Here is a 13,842-nt window from a genome sequence, read left to right on the forward strand (position 1 = left end):
CACGGAGCTTGCTGCTCACTGTGATTCCCTGTCCTTTGGGGTGGGTGGAGTTGGGTGGGTGGTGTGGTTTCCGTGGTGGTTATTGCTGGAGGGTCACACCCGGTCTCTTTCCGAACCCGGTCGTTAAGTCTCTTTGCGCTGATGGTACTGCCCTGTGGTGGGGTGGGAGAGTAGGTCGCTGCCACGGTTTTTCGTTGGGGGGGTCGCCTGTGGGCGGCCCCCCTTTGTTTTTGTGGTGGGGGTGGGGTGCCTGCAAGGCGACCCCTCCCCCTTTTTTCACGGTCTTACATGTGCACTTGTGAAATCAGTGGACGCCTAGAACCCGTAGTTGTACATCGAGCCGCCCGGGTAGACGGTTCCGACACCGTTGCGGTAGGCGTAGCCGCCGTAGGCGCCGCCTTCCACGAAGGTCCAGCCGCCCAGGGTCCTGCCGTGCAGGGCGACGTACCAGCCGGCGGCGTTGGGATCGCTGTACCCCCGCAGCGAGAAGTGGATGTGCGCACCGGTCGTCGAACCGCCGGCGCAGAGGCTGTTGCCCTGGGTACCCAGGTAGTGGCCGACCCCGACGTTGTTGCCGGGCAGCCACTGGTAGTTCTCCAGGTGGTAGTAGTCCGTGGAGTACCCGTTGTCGTGGATCACCCGCGTCCAGCCGGTGCACAGGCTGTAGGCGTAGCCGCCGCGGGCCGCGCGGGCCTGTCCGCTGCCGCCCGCGAAGTCCACCGAGCTGTAGGGACGGCCTCCGCTGTTGCCGTGCGGTCCTCCCGTCATGATCATCGACGAGCCGATGGCGAACGGCAGCCCGACGCCGATGTAGCTGCTGGTGGAGACCCCGGAGGGGTCCGTCGAGGCCGCGACGGTCTCCCGCTCGTCCTCCTCCAGCAGTGCGGAGTCGGCCAGGATGGACGAGAACTCCTCGGTCCCCTCCAAGCCCACCGTCCACGCGGAGCCCTCGTAGTCGGCGGCGAACAGCCAGGCGTAGGGGCTCTCGTCCACGTTCATGGGCGCGGTCACGATGGCTACGCCGAACGCCGAGCCGTCGGCGGCCTCGCGGACGTCGACCCGCACGTCGCGCTCCTGGCGGGCGAGCGCGCCGAGGGACGAGTCCCTTGCTTGCAGGACGTCGGCGATCACCGATTCGGCCAGGACGTCCTCGGGGGACGCGGCGGCCGACCCGCCCGGGAGGGCTTCGGCGGTGTCGCTGTCGACGGTGATCTCGACGTTGTCGGCGGAGGCGAGCGGGGTGCCCGCCGGGATCGGTCGGGCGTGGGCGGTGGGGGCGGTGACGACCAGGACGGCCGAGGTCGCGACGGCCACGGCGGCGGCACCCAGGGTGCGGGTTCTGGAGCCCAGGGCACGGAGGCCGGGGGCGGAAGGGAGTGGCAACTCTTCTCCTTGTGGGGGGCGGAGCCAGCGGAACCGTGCGCGCAGGGGTGTGAGCGCACAGTTACCGAAGAGTAATGACGAGTTCGTGCCGCGACAAGGGGTGTAAGGGCGGCGCTTCACGCGGTGTCGCACGCAGAGGAAAGCCCCGCTCCCGCACTCGGGAACGGGGCCGACGGCCTCCTCGCCGGGTCAGCGGATGCCCGCGACCCTGCCCTCCAGGCCCAGGAGGAACTCCTTGCGCTCCAGTCCACCCGCGTACCCGGTCAGCGAACCGTTCGCACCGATCACCCGGTGGCACGGCACGATGATGCTGATCGGATTGCGTCCGTTGGCCATGCCCACCGCCCGGGAGGCGGTCGGCCTCCCCAGTTCCTCCGCCAGCTGGCCGTAGCTCGCGGTCTCGCCGAACGGGATGGTCGTCAGCGCCGCCCACACCCTCAACTGCCAGTCGGTCCCCACGGGGGCCAGCGGCAGGGTGAACTCGCGCAGCTCGCCCGCGAAGTACGCCCTCAACTGCTCCTCGGCATCGGCGAACGGCTTGTGGTCGGCCACCCAGTCCTGCGGGACCACCCGCGTCAGCCCGTCCTTGGCGGGGGTGAGCACGCCGCCCAGGGCCGCGCCGTCACCGAACAGGGTCAGGTCGCCCACCGGCGACTCCATCGTCGTGTACCGCGTCGGTCCGGGCAGGGGAGCACGGAACTCCACCGTCGCCACCCTCGGGGGCGCCTTCGGCTCCACGTCGAACGCCAGCATGCCCTGTCCCTCCTGTCCGGGTCCCCCGAACGCCTGCGCCTGCCGCGTGCTCATGCCGATTCCTTCCGTTCCTGACGTTCCTTCGAAGCATCCCGCACGCCGTCCCGCACGACCACGTCCGCCCGAACGGCCGTGCTCTCCCGCTCACGGTCGGCCAACGACGCCCACAGCGCGTGGTTGGCGTAGGACCGCCACGGGCTCCACTCCCGTGCCTCGCGCGCGGCCGCCGCGGGGGTCGCCCGTCTGCCCCCCGCCTCCAGCGCCATCCGGACGCCCAGGTCGCCGTGCAGGAACACGTCCGGGTCGCCCAGACCCCGCATGCGCACGTAACCGGCGGTCCACGGACCGATGCCGCGCAGCTCCACCAGACGCCGTTCGGCCTCGTCCCGGTCGCATCCCGGCCCCAGGTCGATCCACCCCGAGGCGATCGCCTCGCACAGCCCCGCCAGGGCGCGTCCCCGCGCGACCGGGACGGAGAAACCGGCCGGGTCGGCCGCGGCGAGCGCGTCAGGGGAGGGGAACACGTGGGTGAGTCCTCCGCCCGGCGCTTCCAGGCCCGGAGCGAGCGGTTCGCCGAACCGCTCGACCAGCCGCCCCGCCAGCGTGCGGGCCGCACGCACCGACACCTGCTGGCCGAGGACCGCCCGGACCGCCAGTTCGGCCGGGTCCACGTGCCCCGGCGATCGCAGTCCCGGGTGGGCGGCCACGATCGGTCCCAGGAGGGGGTCCCCGCCCAGGGCCTCGGCCACCGCACCCGGGTCGGCGTCCAGGTCGAGCAGCCTGCGGCACCTGCGCACCGCGCTGGTCAGGTCGCGCGCCTCCGACAACCGCAGGCGGCACAGCACGTGCCCCCCACCGCTCACGGACACCCCGCCGTCCACAGCGTCCGCCGGACGAACGCCGCCCGTGGCACCAGCGCGGCCGGTCCTGCCCGCCCTGCCGGTCCCGGACCCCTCGGACAACTCCACCACGGCGGGACCGTGCGCCAGCATCAGCGTCCTGCGGTAGACCCCGTCCCGGTACTCCTCCACGCCCGGAACCGCACGGTCTCCGAGGAACCTCAGCATCCGGGCCAGGTCGATGGGCTCCCGGTAGGGCAGCCGCAGCGTGACCGTCCCCGGCTCGGTGGCCGGAGGGCGGGCGTCCCCCGGACGCGACCCCCCGGAAGCCGACGCACGCCGACCGCCCATGGTCCGCATCTCGGTGGGGGAGCGGTCGAACACCGCGCGCATCGTCTCGTTGAACTGGCGTACGCTCGCGAACCCCGCGGCGAAGGCGACGTCCGCCATCGGCATGTCGGTGGTCTCCACCAGCACCCGTGCCGTCTGGGCGCGCTCGGTCCGGGCCAGGGCCAGCGGCCCCGCGCCCACCTCGGCCGACAGCAGCCGGTTGAGCTGGCGTTCGCTGTAGCCGACCGCCGAGGCCAGGGCGCTGACGCCGCCCCGGTCCACGGCGCCGTCCTGGATGAGGCGCATCGCGCGGCCCACCACGTCGGCCCGCAGGTTCCACTCCGGCGAACCGGGGGTGAGGTCGGGACGGCACCGCTTGCAGGCGCGGAACCCCGACTCCTGGGCGGCCGCGGCGGTCGGGTAGAAGCGGACGTTGGCCCGTTTCGGGGTGACGGCCGGGCAGCTCGGACGGCAGTAGATACCCGTGGTGCGCACGGCTGTGTAGAAGACGCCGTCGAAGCGGGCGTCCCTGCTGTGTACGGCGCGGTAGCGCTGGTCGTCGTCCATCACGCCATCCATGTTCGCCGACGCGGCGCACCGAAGCTGGCGGTTTTCGGACATCGACGCGAGGGCCTCCCGGCTCCGGCGCCCACCGGCGCCGAGGGGCCCACCGGCCCGGAGGCCCGCCGTCTACGAGGGGCTCAGAGGGGGCCGCCGCGGTCGTCCCGCGTCCCGGGCGCGGGAGGGCTCGCGGGGGCGTCCGCGCCGCCGCGCACGGGGCCTTCCGTGCCGCTGGCCGGGGCGTCGGCGCCGCCGGGGATCCCGGTGGCCCCCGCGCCACCGTCCCCGGTCACGCCCTCGGCGGTCTCACCGTGGTCGAGGAGGTACTGCACGTACACCGGGCGCAACGCCTCCTGGACGTCCGGGTCGGCCTCGGCGGACAGCGCCTCGTACACGAAACCGGACAGCTGGGCGACGCTCGCCTCACTGGCCTCCTCGTTGCCCGCCGCCGCCTCGGCGGCCGGGATCAGCCTGAGGAGCCGCCAGAAGAAGCGCAGGTCCCACCGCTGCCGTGCCAGTTCGACGGCGCGGTCCCGCAGGTCCTCTGTGCTGGTCTGGTCGAATTCGGTGACATCGTCTCCCATGTTCGGACGATACCCGTCCCCGCGCCCGTCACCCGACAGTGACCTGCGTTACGCTTCATGCGAGTTCATCGTCTCGTCCCCGCGCACCCGGGGGCCTCCCACAAGGAGGGCCGGGCGGTCGGGGGAACACTCGTGAGGGGTTTGCCATGGCCGAGGGCGCACCACGGATCGTCGTAGCCAAACCGGGGCTGGACGGACACGACCGCGGTGTCAAGATCGTGGCCCGCGTGCTGCGTGACGCCGGTGTCGAGGTCATCTACACGGGTCTGCGCCAGACGCCCGAGATGATCGTGGCGGCCGCGCTCCAGGAGGACGCCGACGCCATCGGACTGTCCGTGCTCTCCGGCGCCCACATGACCATGTTCTCCCGGGTCCTGGAGCTGCTCAGGGAGAACGGCGCGGAGGACATCCGGGTGTTCGGCGGCGGGATCATCCCCGACGCCGACATCGCCGAACTCGAACGCCTGGGCGTCGCCAAGATCTTCACTCCGGGCGCTCCGACTTCGGAGATCGCCGACTGGGTGCGGGAGAACGTCCGTCCGGCGCACGCGGCCTGAGCCCCTCACGCGCCACAGGAGTTCCCTCCGGCCCCTTCTTCGCCGGGTGATGTTGGTCGCACCCGTCCAGGGGGCCGTATCCGGGCGAAAGGCGCCCCCGTGGTGTTATGTCGTGTCCCTGGTCACATATTTTCCCATGCGGGTGCTTCCGCGACGCCGCCTGAGCGGCTTTTGGGACGGGCCGGGGCCGGTCAACCCCGCCCCCGGTGTCTGGCGGCCGGATTTCAGGCGACTAAGCTTTGCGCATGTCGCGGGTGGCAACGCCGCGGCGATCTCGATCTTCTGTAAGCGGCGCAGACCGCGGGGTTGTGCCTCGTGCGCCCCGTGTGACACGTGTCAGTGGGTCACAGCCGATCCGGACGAGGCCACCCCGGTAGACATCCTGAGCCAGCGAGTTACAAGGACGGACCCTCGTGGACCTGTTCGAATACCAGGCGAAGCAACTCTTCGCAGAGTACGGGGTTCCCGTACCCCAGGGGAAGGTGGCGAGCACGGCCGCTGAGGCGCGTGCCATCGCTGATGAGTTCGCCGCCGCCGGCAAGCCCCGCGTCGTCGTCAAGGCGCAGGTCAAGACCGGTGGTCGCGGCAAGGCCGGCGGCGTCAAGGTCGCCGAGGGCCCCGAGGACGCCCAGGCCAAGGCCGAGCAGATCCTCGGCATGGACATCAAGGGCCACACGGTCCACCGTGTCCTGGTCGAGGAGGCCTCCGACATCGCGGAGGAGTACTACTTCTCCTTCCTGCTGGACCGCGCGAACCGCACCTTCCTGTCCATCTGCTCCGCCGAGGGCGGCATGGACATCGAGGAGGTCGCCGAGACCAACCCCGACGCCGTCGCCAAGTTCCCGGTCGACGCCCTGACCGGCGCTCCCGCCAGCATCGCGGCGGAGATCGTCAAGGCGGGCAAGCTGCCCGAGGCCGCGACCGAGGGCGCGACCGAGGTCATCACCAAGCTGTGGGACGCCTTCGTCGGCAAGGACGCCACCCTCGTCGAGGTGAACCCGCTCATCCTGACCAAGGACGGCCGGGTCGTCGCCCTGGACGGCAAGGTCACCCTGGACGAGAACGCCGAGTTCCGCCAGGACCTGGAGAGCCTCACCTTCGCCGAGGAGGGTGACCCCCTGGAGGTCGCCGCCAAGGCCAAGGGCCTCAACTACGTCAAGCTCGACGGCGAGGTCGGCATCATCGGCAACGGCGCGGGTCTGGTCATGTCCACCCTGGACGTGGTCGCCTACGCCGGCGAGGCGCACGGCGGCGTCAAGCCCGCCAACTTCCTGGACATCGGCGGCGGCGCCTCGGCCGAGGTCATGGCCAACGGCCTGGACATCATCCTGGGCGACCCCTCGGTCAAGAGCGTGTTCGTCAACGTCTTCGGCGGCATCACCGCCTGCGACGCGGTGGCCAACGGCATCGTCCAGGCCCTGGAGCTGCTCGAGAGCCGCGGCGACGACGTCAGCAAGCCGCTGGTCGTGCGTCTGGACGGCAACAACGCCGAGCTGGGCCGCGAGATCCTCACCAAGCGGGCCCACCCGGCCGTGCGACAGGTCGACACGATGGACGGCGCCGCCGCTCAGGCCGCCGAGCTCGCGGCGAAGTAGGGGAAACAAACACCATGGCTATCTTCCTCAACAAGGACAGCAAGGTACTCGTCCAGGGCATGACGGGCTCTGAGGGCACCAAGCACACCCGGCGCATGCTCGCCTCGGGCACCACCATCGTGGGCGGGGTCAACCCCCGCAAAGCCGGCCAGAAGGTCGACTTCGACGGCACCGAGGTGCCCGTCTTCGGATCGGTGGCCGAGGGCATGGCCGCCACCGGCGCCGACGTCACCGTCATCTTCGTGCCGCCCAAGTTCTCGCGCGAGGCGGTCTTCGAGGCCATCGACGCCGAGATCGGGCTGGCCGTGGTCATCACCGAGGGCATCCCGGTGCACGACACCGCCGCGTTCTGGGCCCACGCCCAGGCCAAGGGCAACAAGACCCGCATCATCGGCCCCAACTGCCCCGGGCTGATCACGCCGGGCCAGTCCAACGCCGGCATCATCCCGTCCGACATCACCAAGCCGGGCCGGATCGGGCTGGTGTCCAAGTCCGGGACGCTGACCTACCAGATGATGTACGAGCTGCGCGACATCGGTTTCTCCTCGGCGGTGGGCATCGGCGGGGACCCGATCATCGGCACCACGCACATCGACGCCCTGGCGGCCTTCGAGGCCGACCCGGACACCGACGTGATCGTGATGATCGGTGAGATCGGCGGTGACGCCGAGGAGCGGGCGGCGGAGTTCATCCGCGACAACGTGACCAAGCCCGTGGTGGGGTACGTGGCGGGCTTCACCGCTCCGGAGGGCAAGACGATGGGGCACGCGGGCGCGATCGTCTCGGGTTCCTCGGGCACCGCCGCGGCCAAGAAGGAAGCGCTGGAGGCCGTCGGCGTCAAGGTCGGCAAGACTCCGAGCGAGACCGCTCAGCTGGCGCGCGCGCTGTTCTGACGCGTTCCGGTACCGACAACGGCTCCGCCCCGCCGCTCAGCGGTGAGGCGGAGCCGTTGTCGTGTGCGCCCCGCGCCCGCCGCCGGCGGTCAGGCGGGGCGGCGGAAGTGCCCGGCCACGCCCACGACGACGTGGGGGACGATCATCACGGCGAGGAAGATCCCCCAACCGATGAGGGCCTCGCGGCTTCCGTCCAGGACGGCGGGCAGGCCCCAGAACAGGAAGACGAAGCCCACCCAGGGCAGCACGCCCCACCAGGGCGCCGAGCGGCCCCCGCCGTCCGCGCAGGCCGGTGCGGTTCTCCCCTCCGCCCGGCGGGGCGCCGGAACCTGTGCGCTCCCGCGTCCCGAAGCGGGGGCGCGCGTGTCCGTCGCGGGCAGGTCGTCGAAGAGGGGGACCAGGTCGGAGGAGGTGACGGCGCGCACCGCCAGGGAGGCGCGCTCCTCGTGCTCGTCGACGTCCAGGCGCCCCTCCTCGAAGGCGGTGCGCAGTCTGGCCAGGGCGACGTCGCGTTCGGCGTCGGAGAGGCGGTAGGGGCGCGGGTGTTCGGGGCCTGGCATGCGGGACCGCTCCGTTCGGGCCGGGGAGCCTCGTTCCCAGGGTAGGACGGCCGGAACGAGGATCCGGTTCCGTCCTCGCGGGCAACGACACGCGCGGCCGGGATACCACGGAGCATTCCGGTCCCTGGCAGCATAAGTCGGGTGAGTACGTCAGGATCTCCCCCCGACCGCGGCCGTCCCTCCCAGCGCACGCGGTCCAGCGGTGCGGCGGAGCCCGACGCGGCCGCCGCGCCCCGACCCGTCTACGCGACCGGCGGGATCGCCGCGGCCACCGCCGCGGCGCTGGGGTTGGCCGTGATCGTCACCCTCACCATCATCGGGTGGGTGGCCGCGCCGCACGACACCTTCGGCGAGGACATCATCGACATCCTCCAGGGTGCGGTGCTGGCCTGGCTGGTGGGCCACCACGTGTCGTTCTCGGTGCCCGACGGTCAGATCGCCCTGCTGCCGTTGGGGCTGGTGCTGTTGCCGGGGCTGCTGCTGTACCGGTCGGGACGGTGGCTGGCGCGTTCCTGCGACATCCCCCGCCTGCGGTACGTGTACCGGGCGGCGTTGGCGATCGCCGGGCCGTACGCGGCGATCGCGGGCACCCTGGCCCTGCTGGCGCGGACCGAGGCGGTCGAGCCGAGTATGCCGCGCGCGCTGGTCATGGGGTTCGTGACCGCCTTCCTGGCCGGAGGGCTGGGGGTGCTGCGCCAGCTGATGCGCGACAAGGAGGTGCCCGTCCGGGACCTGCTGCGGCTGATGCCCGCCCGATCGCGCTCCCTGCTGGTGGGGATGCTCGCCTCCACGGGGACGCTCCTGCTGGGCGGGCTGGTGCTGTTCCTGGTGGCGCTGGCGATGAGCCTGCCCGAGGTCGTCGAGACGACCCGGGTGCTCGGCCCGGGCCTGGTGGGGGGCGCGCTGCTGATCGTGGTCCAGTTGGCGTACCTGCCCAACGCGGTGGTGTTCGCGCTCTGCTACGCGCTGGGCCCGGGGTTCGCGGTGGGGGCGGGGACCGTCGTCGCGCCGACGGGGGTGTCGGTGGGAGCCCTGCCGATGCTGCCGATGCTGGCCGCGCTGCCGTCGAACGGGGCCGCGCCGGTGGCCTCGCTGCTGGCGTTGGCGGTGCCGTTCGTGGCGGGTGCGGTGGGCGGTGCCCTGACCCAGCGCAGCGCCCCGGACGTGGTCAGCGAGGCCGCTCCGCTGTGGGGGTTCGTGTGCGGTGTGACCACGGGGCTGCTGTGCGCGGCGCTGGCCGCGCTGGCCGGTGGGCCGCTCGGCGACGAGAGGCTGAGCGAGGTCGGGCCGTCGGCGTGGCAGGTGGGCCTGGTGGCCGCCCTGGAGGTGGGTGTGGCCGCCGCCGTCGTGGCGTGGGTGGCGAACTGGTGGTACACGCGGGGTGAGCGCCCGGCGCGCAGGGCCCCGCGTTGGACGGCCTGGCGTGGGCGGCGCCGCGCGAAGGAGGACACGGCGTCTTCGGCGGGGGAGGCGCCCGCCGCGAGGGCCACGCCGCGCTCCGCCAAGGGCGTGACGCGCCCGGCCAAGGAGGCGGCGCGTTCGGCCAGGGACGCGGCGCGCTCCGCTGAGGAGGAACCGCGGGAACGTCCGGAGGTGGAGCTGCCCCCGGACGTGCCGGTCGGTGAGGGTCTGGCCACGGTCACCCCGCTGCGTCGCCGTGAGCAGGAGGTGCGACCGGACCCCGAAGAGGACGCCTCGCCGGAGGCCCCCGAGGACGAGGAGCCGGACGCGGACCGGGCCGCCGAGCGCGCGGAGCGCAAACGCGCGCGCCGGGAGCTGCGCGACCAGCGGCGCGCGGAGCGCAGGGCCAGGCGGGCCGAGGGCGGGCGCTGGTGGCGCCGCCGGCCCGCCGAGGACGAGGAGTCCGAGGAGATGTACGGGATCACCTACGAGGCCGAACCCGACGGTGTCGACACCCCGCAGCGCTGAGGGGCGGCTGTCCGCGGGCGGGGAGCGGCCGGCCACGGTAGCCGCCGAAGCCCTGCACCGGCTCCGGCCGCCAGGCCCGCTCCGTGCCCGGGGCCTGCCCGGGCGCGTGGGCACAGCCCCTGGTGCCGCGAACCCGTTCGCGACGGTCCTAGGCGTTCTCCTTGGGCGCGGGCTTCCTCTTCTGCGGTTCGAAGATGGAGTTGACCAGGTCGGTGCACCACTTGAGCAGCTCCAGGTCCCGCAGGGGCCTGCCGCCCAGGCCGCCGGACTTGGGCACCGGCACCAGCAGGGTCCGGGTCGTCTCCTTGTGGATCGTCTTGGGGTACAGGCGCCGCAGCCGCAGCTCCTGCGACTCGCGCAGCTCCACCGGGGCGAAGCGGATCTGGTTGCCCTGCATCACCACGTCCGACAGGCCCGCGGACTTGGCCAGCACCCGGAACCGGGCCACCGCCATGAGGTTGTCCACCTGCTCGGGCGGGGTGCCGTAGCGGTCGGTGAGCTCCTCGTAGGCGGCGAGGATGTCCTCCTCGCTGGTGACGCTGGCGATGCGCTTGTAGGACTGCAACCGCAGCCGCTCGCCCGGCACGTAGTCGTGCGGGATGTAGGCGTTGATGGGCAGTTCGACCTTGGTCTCGACCTCCTCGGCCGCGTCCGGGTCGCCCTTGAGCTCGGCCACGGCCTCGCCGACCATGCGCACGTACAGGTCGAAGCCCACGCCCGCGATGGTCCCGGACTGCTCGGCGCCCAGGATGTTGCCCGCGCCCCGGATCTCCAGGTCCTTCATGGCCACGTACATGCCCGCGCCGGTCTCGGTGTGCTGTGCCACGGTGGCCAGCCGCTCGTAGGCGGTCTCGGTCAGCGGCCTCTCCGGCGGGTAGAGGAAGTAGGCGTAGGCGCGCTCGCGCCCGCGGCCCACCCGGCCGCGCAGCTGGTGCAGCTGCGACAGGCCGTAGGTGTCGGCGCGGTCGATGATCAGGGTGTTGGCGTTGGGCACGTCCAGGCCTGACTCGACGATGGTGGTGGAGACCAGCACGTCGAAGTTCTTCTCCCAGAAGTCGACCATCACCTTCTCGAGCTGCTGCTCGTTCATCTGGCCGTGCGCGTACGCCACCCGGGCCTCGGGCACCAGGCGCTGGATGCTCGCCGCCACCTTGTCGATGGACGCCACCCGGTTGTGCACGAAGAACACCTGTCCCTCGCGCATCAGCTCGCGGCGGATCGCGGCGGTGATCTGCTTGTCCTCGTAGGGGCCCACGAAGGTGAGCACCGGGTGGCGCTCCTCGGGCGGGGTGAGGATCGTGGTCATCTCGCGGATGCCGGTCAGGCCCATCTCCAGGGTGCGCGGGATGGGGGTGGCCGACATCGCCAGCACGTCCACCTGGGTGCGCAGCCGCTTGAGCGCCTCCTTGTGCTCCACGCCGAAGCGCTGCTCCTCGTCGATGATGACCAGGCCCAGGTCCTTGAAGCGGGTCTCCGAGGACAGCAGCCGGTGCGTGCCGATGACCACGTCCACCTCGCCGGATCGCAGCCCCTCGCGGGTGGCCTCCACCTCGCCGTCGGTCTGGAACCGCGACATCGGTTTGACGGTGACCGGGAAGGAGGCGTAGCGCTCGGTGAACGTGGACAGGTGCTGCTGCACCAGCAGCGTGGTGGGCACCAGCAGGGCGACCTGCTTGCCGTCCTGCACGGCCTTGAAGGCGGCGCGCACGGCCACCTCGGTCTTGCCGTAGCCGACGTCGCCGCAGATCAGCCGGTCCATCGGGACCGACCTGGACATGTCCTTCTTGACCTCGTCGATGGCGGCGAGCTGGTCGGGCGTCTCCACGTAGGGGAACGCGTCCTCCAGTTCGCGCTGCCACGGGGTGTCGGGGCCGAAGGCGTGCCCGGGGGAGGCCTGGCGCGCCGAGTACAGCCGGATGAGGTCGCCCGCGATCTCGCGGACCACCTTGCGGGCGCGGCTCTTGGCCTTGCTCCACTCGGCGCCGCCCATCTTGGACAGGGTGGGCGCCTCGCCGCCCACGTACCGGGTGACCTCGCCCAGCTGCTCGGTGGGCACGAACAGGCGGTCGCCCGGCTGTCCGCGCTTGGAGGGCGCGTACTCGATGAGCAGGTACTCGCGGGTGGCGCCCTGCACCTGGCGGCTGACCATCTCCAGGTAGCGGCCCACACCGTGCTGTTCGTGCACGACGTAGTCGCCGGGCTTGAGCTGGAGCGGGTCGACGGTGCCGCGCCGCCTGCTGGGCATGCGCCGCATGTCCCGGGTGGAGGACTTCTGTCCGGCCAGGTCGGTCTCGGTGAGCACCACCGTGCGCACCGACCGCAGCAGGAACCCGTGGTCGACCAGGCCGGTGGTGACGGTGGCGACCGCCGGTTTGGGCCGCTCGGTCAGGTCAGCGGACAGGGAGGCGCCCAGCCCGGCGTCGCGCAGCATCGCGACCAGGCGCTCGGCGGGGCCGTGTCCCTGGGTGACCAGGACGACGCTCCAGTTGTCGTGCAGCCATCCCTTGATGTCGGCCAGCGCGCGCTCGGTGTCGCCCCGGTAGGACTCGGAGGGCACCGCGCCGACGACGACGGCGTCGTCCTCCTCGGCCGCGCCGCCCTGCTCGTCCGCGGCGAACGGGGTCAGTCCCCACCAGGGCAGGCCCAGCTCGGCGGCGGTGGAGCGCAGCTCGGAGATGGACATGTAGGCGGACTCGCCCAGGTCGATGGGCGCCTCGCCGCCGGAGGCGGCGTTGATCCACGACGCGTCCAGGAACTCGGCGCTGGTGGCCTCCAGCTCCACCGCGCGGGTGCGGATGCGTTCGGGGTCGCAGCCCACCACCATCGCGCCCTCGGGCAGGTGGGCCAGGAACGGCTCCATGCGCTCGGCGAGCACGGGCGCGAAGGCCTCCATGCCCTCCACGGCGACGCCGTCGGCGATCTTGTGCAGGATCTCGGCCAGGGAGGGGTGCTCCTCGGCCAGCGCCCGCGCGCGCCCGCGCACGGTGTCGGTGAGCAGCAGTTCGCGGCACGGCGGCGCGAACAGCCCGGAGGAGGCGCTGGTACGCGGGTCATCGCCGCCGCCGGACTCGATGGAACGCTGGTCGGCGACCTGGAAGTAGCGGACGTCCTCGACGGTGTCGCCCCAGAACTCCAGCCGCAGCGGGTGCTCCTCGGTGGGCGGGAACACGTCCAGGATGCCGCCGCGCACGGCCATGTCGCCGCGCTTCTCGACCAGGTCCACCCGGGCGTAACCGGTGTTGGCCAGGGCCTGGACGACCTCCTCCAGCGGCACCTCGTCGCCGGGGCGGATGCGCACCGGCTCCAGGTCGCCCAGCCCGGACACCAGCGGTTGCAGGACGCTGCGCACCGGGGCCACGACCACGCGCAGCGGGGTGGTCAGCGGGTCGGAGGGGTCGGGGTGGGCCAGGCGGCGCAGGACGGCCAGCCGCTGGCCGACGGTGTCCGAGCGCGGGGAGAGCCGCTCGTGGGGCAGCGTCTCCCACGCGGGGAAGAGGGCCACCGAGTCCTCGGGCAGCAGGCAGCCGAGGGCGTCGGCCAGGTCGGAGGCCTCGCGCTCGGTGGCGGTGACGGCGAGCACGGGCCGCTGCGCGCCCACGGGGGCGTCGGCGGCCAGCGCCCCCACCATGAAGGGGCGCAGCGCCGCCGGGGCGACGAGGTCGAGGTGGGGATCGCGGCCGCCTCGGGCGGCCTCGATCGCGCTGTGCAGTGCCGGGTCCCTGGAGACGTCGGCGAGAAGTCCAATGAGGCTCATAGCACCAGAAAGTGGAAGTGGTCCGGATCAGGCGGTGATGGTCGCGGCCTGCACGGGAAGAAGGCGGCTGCGTGAGTGGACGCCCGGCACCTCTCAGACTATCG

General features: G+C 72.2%; 10 protein-coding genes and 1 rRNA gene. 5 read left to right on the top strand and 6 right to left on the bottom strand.

Going from position 1 to position 13,842, the window contains the following annotated elements; all coding sequences use genetic code 11:
* Window positions 1–71: 71 nt before the first annotated feature.
* Window positions 72–187: ribosomal RNA gene (rrf, locus tag NDAS_RS00275) — 5S ribosomal RNA — on the top strand.
* A gap of 128 nt (window positions 188–315) precedes the next feature.
* Here the strand turns inward: rrf and NDAS_RS00280 are convergent.
* The 4 genes from NDAS_RS00280 to NDAS_RS00295 all read right to left on the bottom strand — a co-directional run bounded on the left by NDAS_RS00280 (window position 316) and on the right by NDAS_RS00295 (window position 4,450).
* Window positions 316–1,383, bottom strand: a complete 1,068-nt coding sequence (locus NDAS_RS00280; protein ID WP_013151114.1) for a M23 family metallopeptidase — start codon at window positions 1,381–1,383, stop codon at window positions 316–318.
* A 189-nt stretch (window positions 1,384–1,572) separates the two neighbouring features.
* Window positions 1,573–2,136 carry a methylated-DNA--[protein]-cysteine S-methyltransferase gene (locus NDAS_RS00285; protein WP_041552996.1) on the bottom strand — a complete coding sequence of 188 codons (564 nt, stop codon included), beginning with the start codon at window positions 2,134–2,136 and terminating at the stop codon, window positions 1,573–1,575.
* A gap of 50 nt (window positions 2,137–2,186) precedes the next feature.
* A complete protein-coding gene (locus NDAS_RS00290; RefSeq protein WP_041552136.1) occupies window positions 2,187–3,872 on the bottom strand; it encodes a DNA-3-methyladenine glycosylase 2 family protein in 1,686 nt (561 codons plus the stop codon).
* A gap of 134 nt (window positions 3,873–4,006) precedes the next feature.
* Window positions 4,007–4,450, bottom strand: a complete 444-nt coding sequence (locus tag NDAS_RS00295) for a hypothetical protein (protein ID WP_013151117.1) — start codon at window positions 4,448–4,450, stop codon at window positions 4,007–4,009.
* Window positions 4,451–4,596: 146 nt separating this feature from the next.
* On the opposite strand from NDAS_RS00295, the gene NDAS_RS00300 reads away from it, so the two are divergent.
* The 3 genes from NDAS_RS00300 to sucD all read left to right on the top strand — a co-directional run bounded on the left by NDAS_RS00300 (window position 4,597) and on the right by sucD (window position 7,495).
* Entirely contained in the window at window positions 4,597–5,007 is a 411-nt protein-coding gene (locus tag NDAS_RS00300; RefSeq protein ID WP_013151118.1) for a cobalamin B12-binding domain-containing protein, read from the top strand.
* 413 nt (window positions 5,008–5,420) lie between these two features.
* Window positions 5,421–6,602 (top strand): ADP-forming succinate--CoA ligase subunit beta, encoded by a 1,182-nt coding sequence (gene sucC / locus NDAS_RS00305; protein ID WP_013151119.1) that lies wholly within the window; start codon window positions 5,421–5,423, stop codon window positions 6,600–6,602.
* 14 nt (window positions 6,603–6,616) lie between these two features.
* Window positions 6,617–7,495 carry a succinate--CoA ligase subunit alpha gene (gene sucD / locus NDAS_RS00310; RefSeq protein WP_013151120.1) on the top strand — a complete coding sequence of 293 codons (879 nt, stop codon included), beginning with the start codon at window positions 6,617–6,619 and terminating at the stop codon, window positions 7,493–7,495.
* 89 nt (window positions 7,496–7,584) lie between these two features.
* On the opposite strand, the gene NDAS_RS00315 is transcribed toward sucD, so the two are convergent.
* Window positions 7,585–8,055, bottom strand: coding sequence for a DUF1707 SHOCT-like domain-containing protein (locus NDAS_RS00315; protein WP_013151121.1), 471 nt, complete (start codon window positions 8,053–8,055; stop codon window positions 7,585–7,587).
* Between the two features lie 141 nt (window positions 8,056–8,196).
* Between NDAS_RS00315 and NDAS_RS00320 the strand changes: the two genes are divergently transcribed.
* Window positions 8,197–9,984, top strand: coding sequence for a cell division protein PerM (locus tag NDAS_RS00320; protein WP_013151122.1), 1,788 nt, complete (start codon window positions 8,197–8,199; stop codon window positions 9,982–9,984).
* A gap of 148 nt (window positions 9,985–10,132) precedes the next feature.
* On the opposite strand, the gene mfd is transcribed toward NDAS_RS00320, so the two are convergent.
* The gene (gene mfd, locus NDAS_RS00325) at window positions 10,133–13,738 is read right to left on the bottom strand and encodes a transcription-repair coupling factor (RefSeq protein WP_013151123.1); all 3,606 of its coding nucleotides are present in this window, start codon (window positions 13,736–13,738) and stop codon (window positions 10,133–10,135) included.
* Window positions 13,739–13,842: the final 104 nt, after the last annotated feature.

Origin of the sequence: Nocardiopsis dassonvillei subsp. dassonvillei DSM 43111, from assembly GCF_000092985.1 — a bacterium.
GTDB classification, from domain to species: domain Bacteria; phylum Actinomycetota; class Actinomycetes; order Streptosporangiales; family Streptosporangiaceae; genus Nocardiopsis; species Nocardiopsis dassonvillei.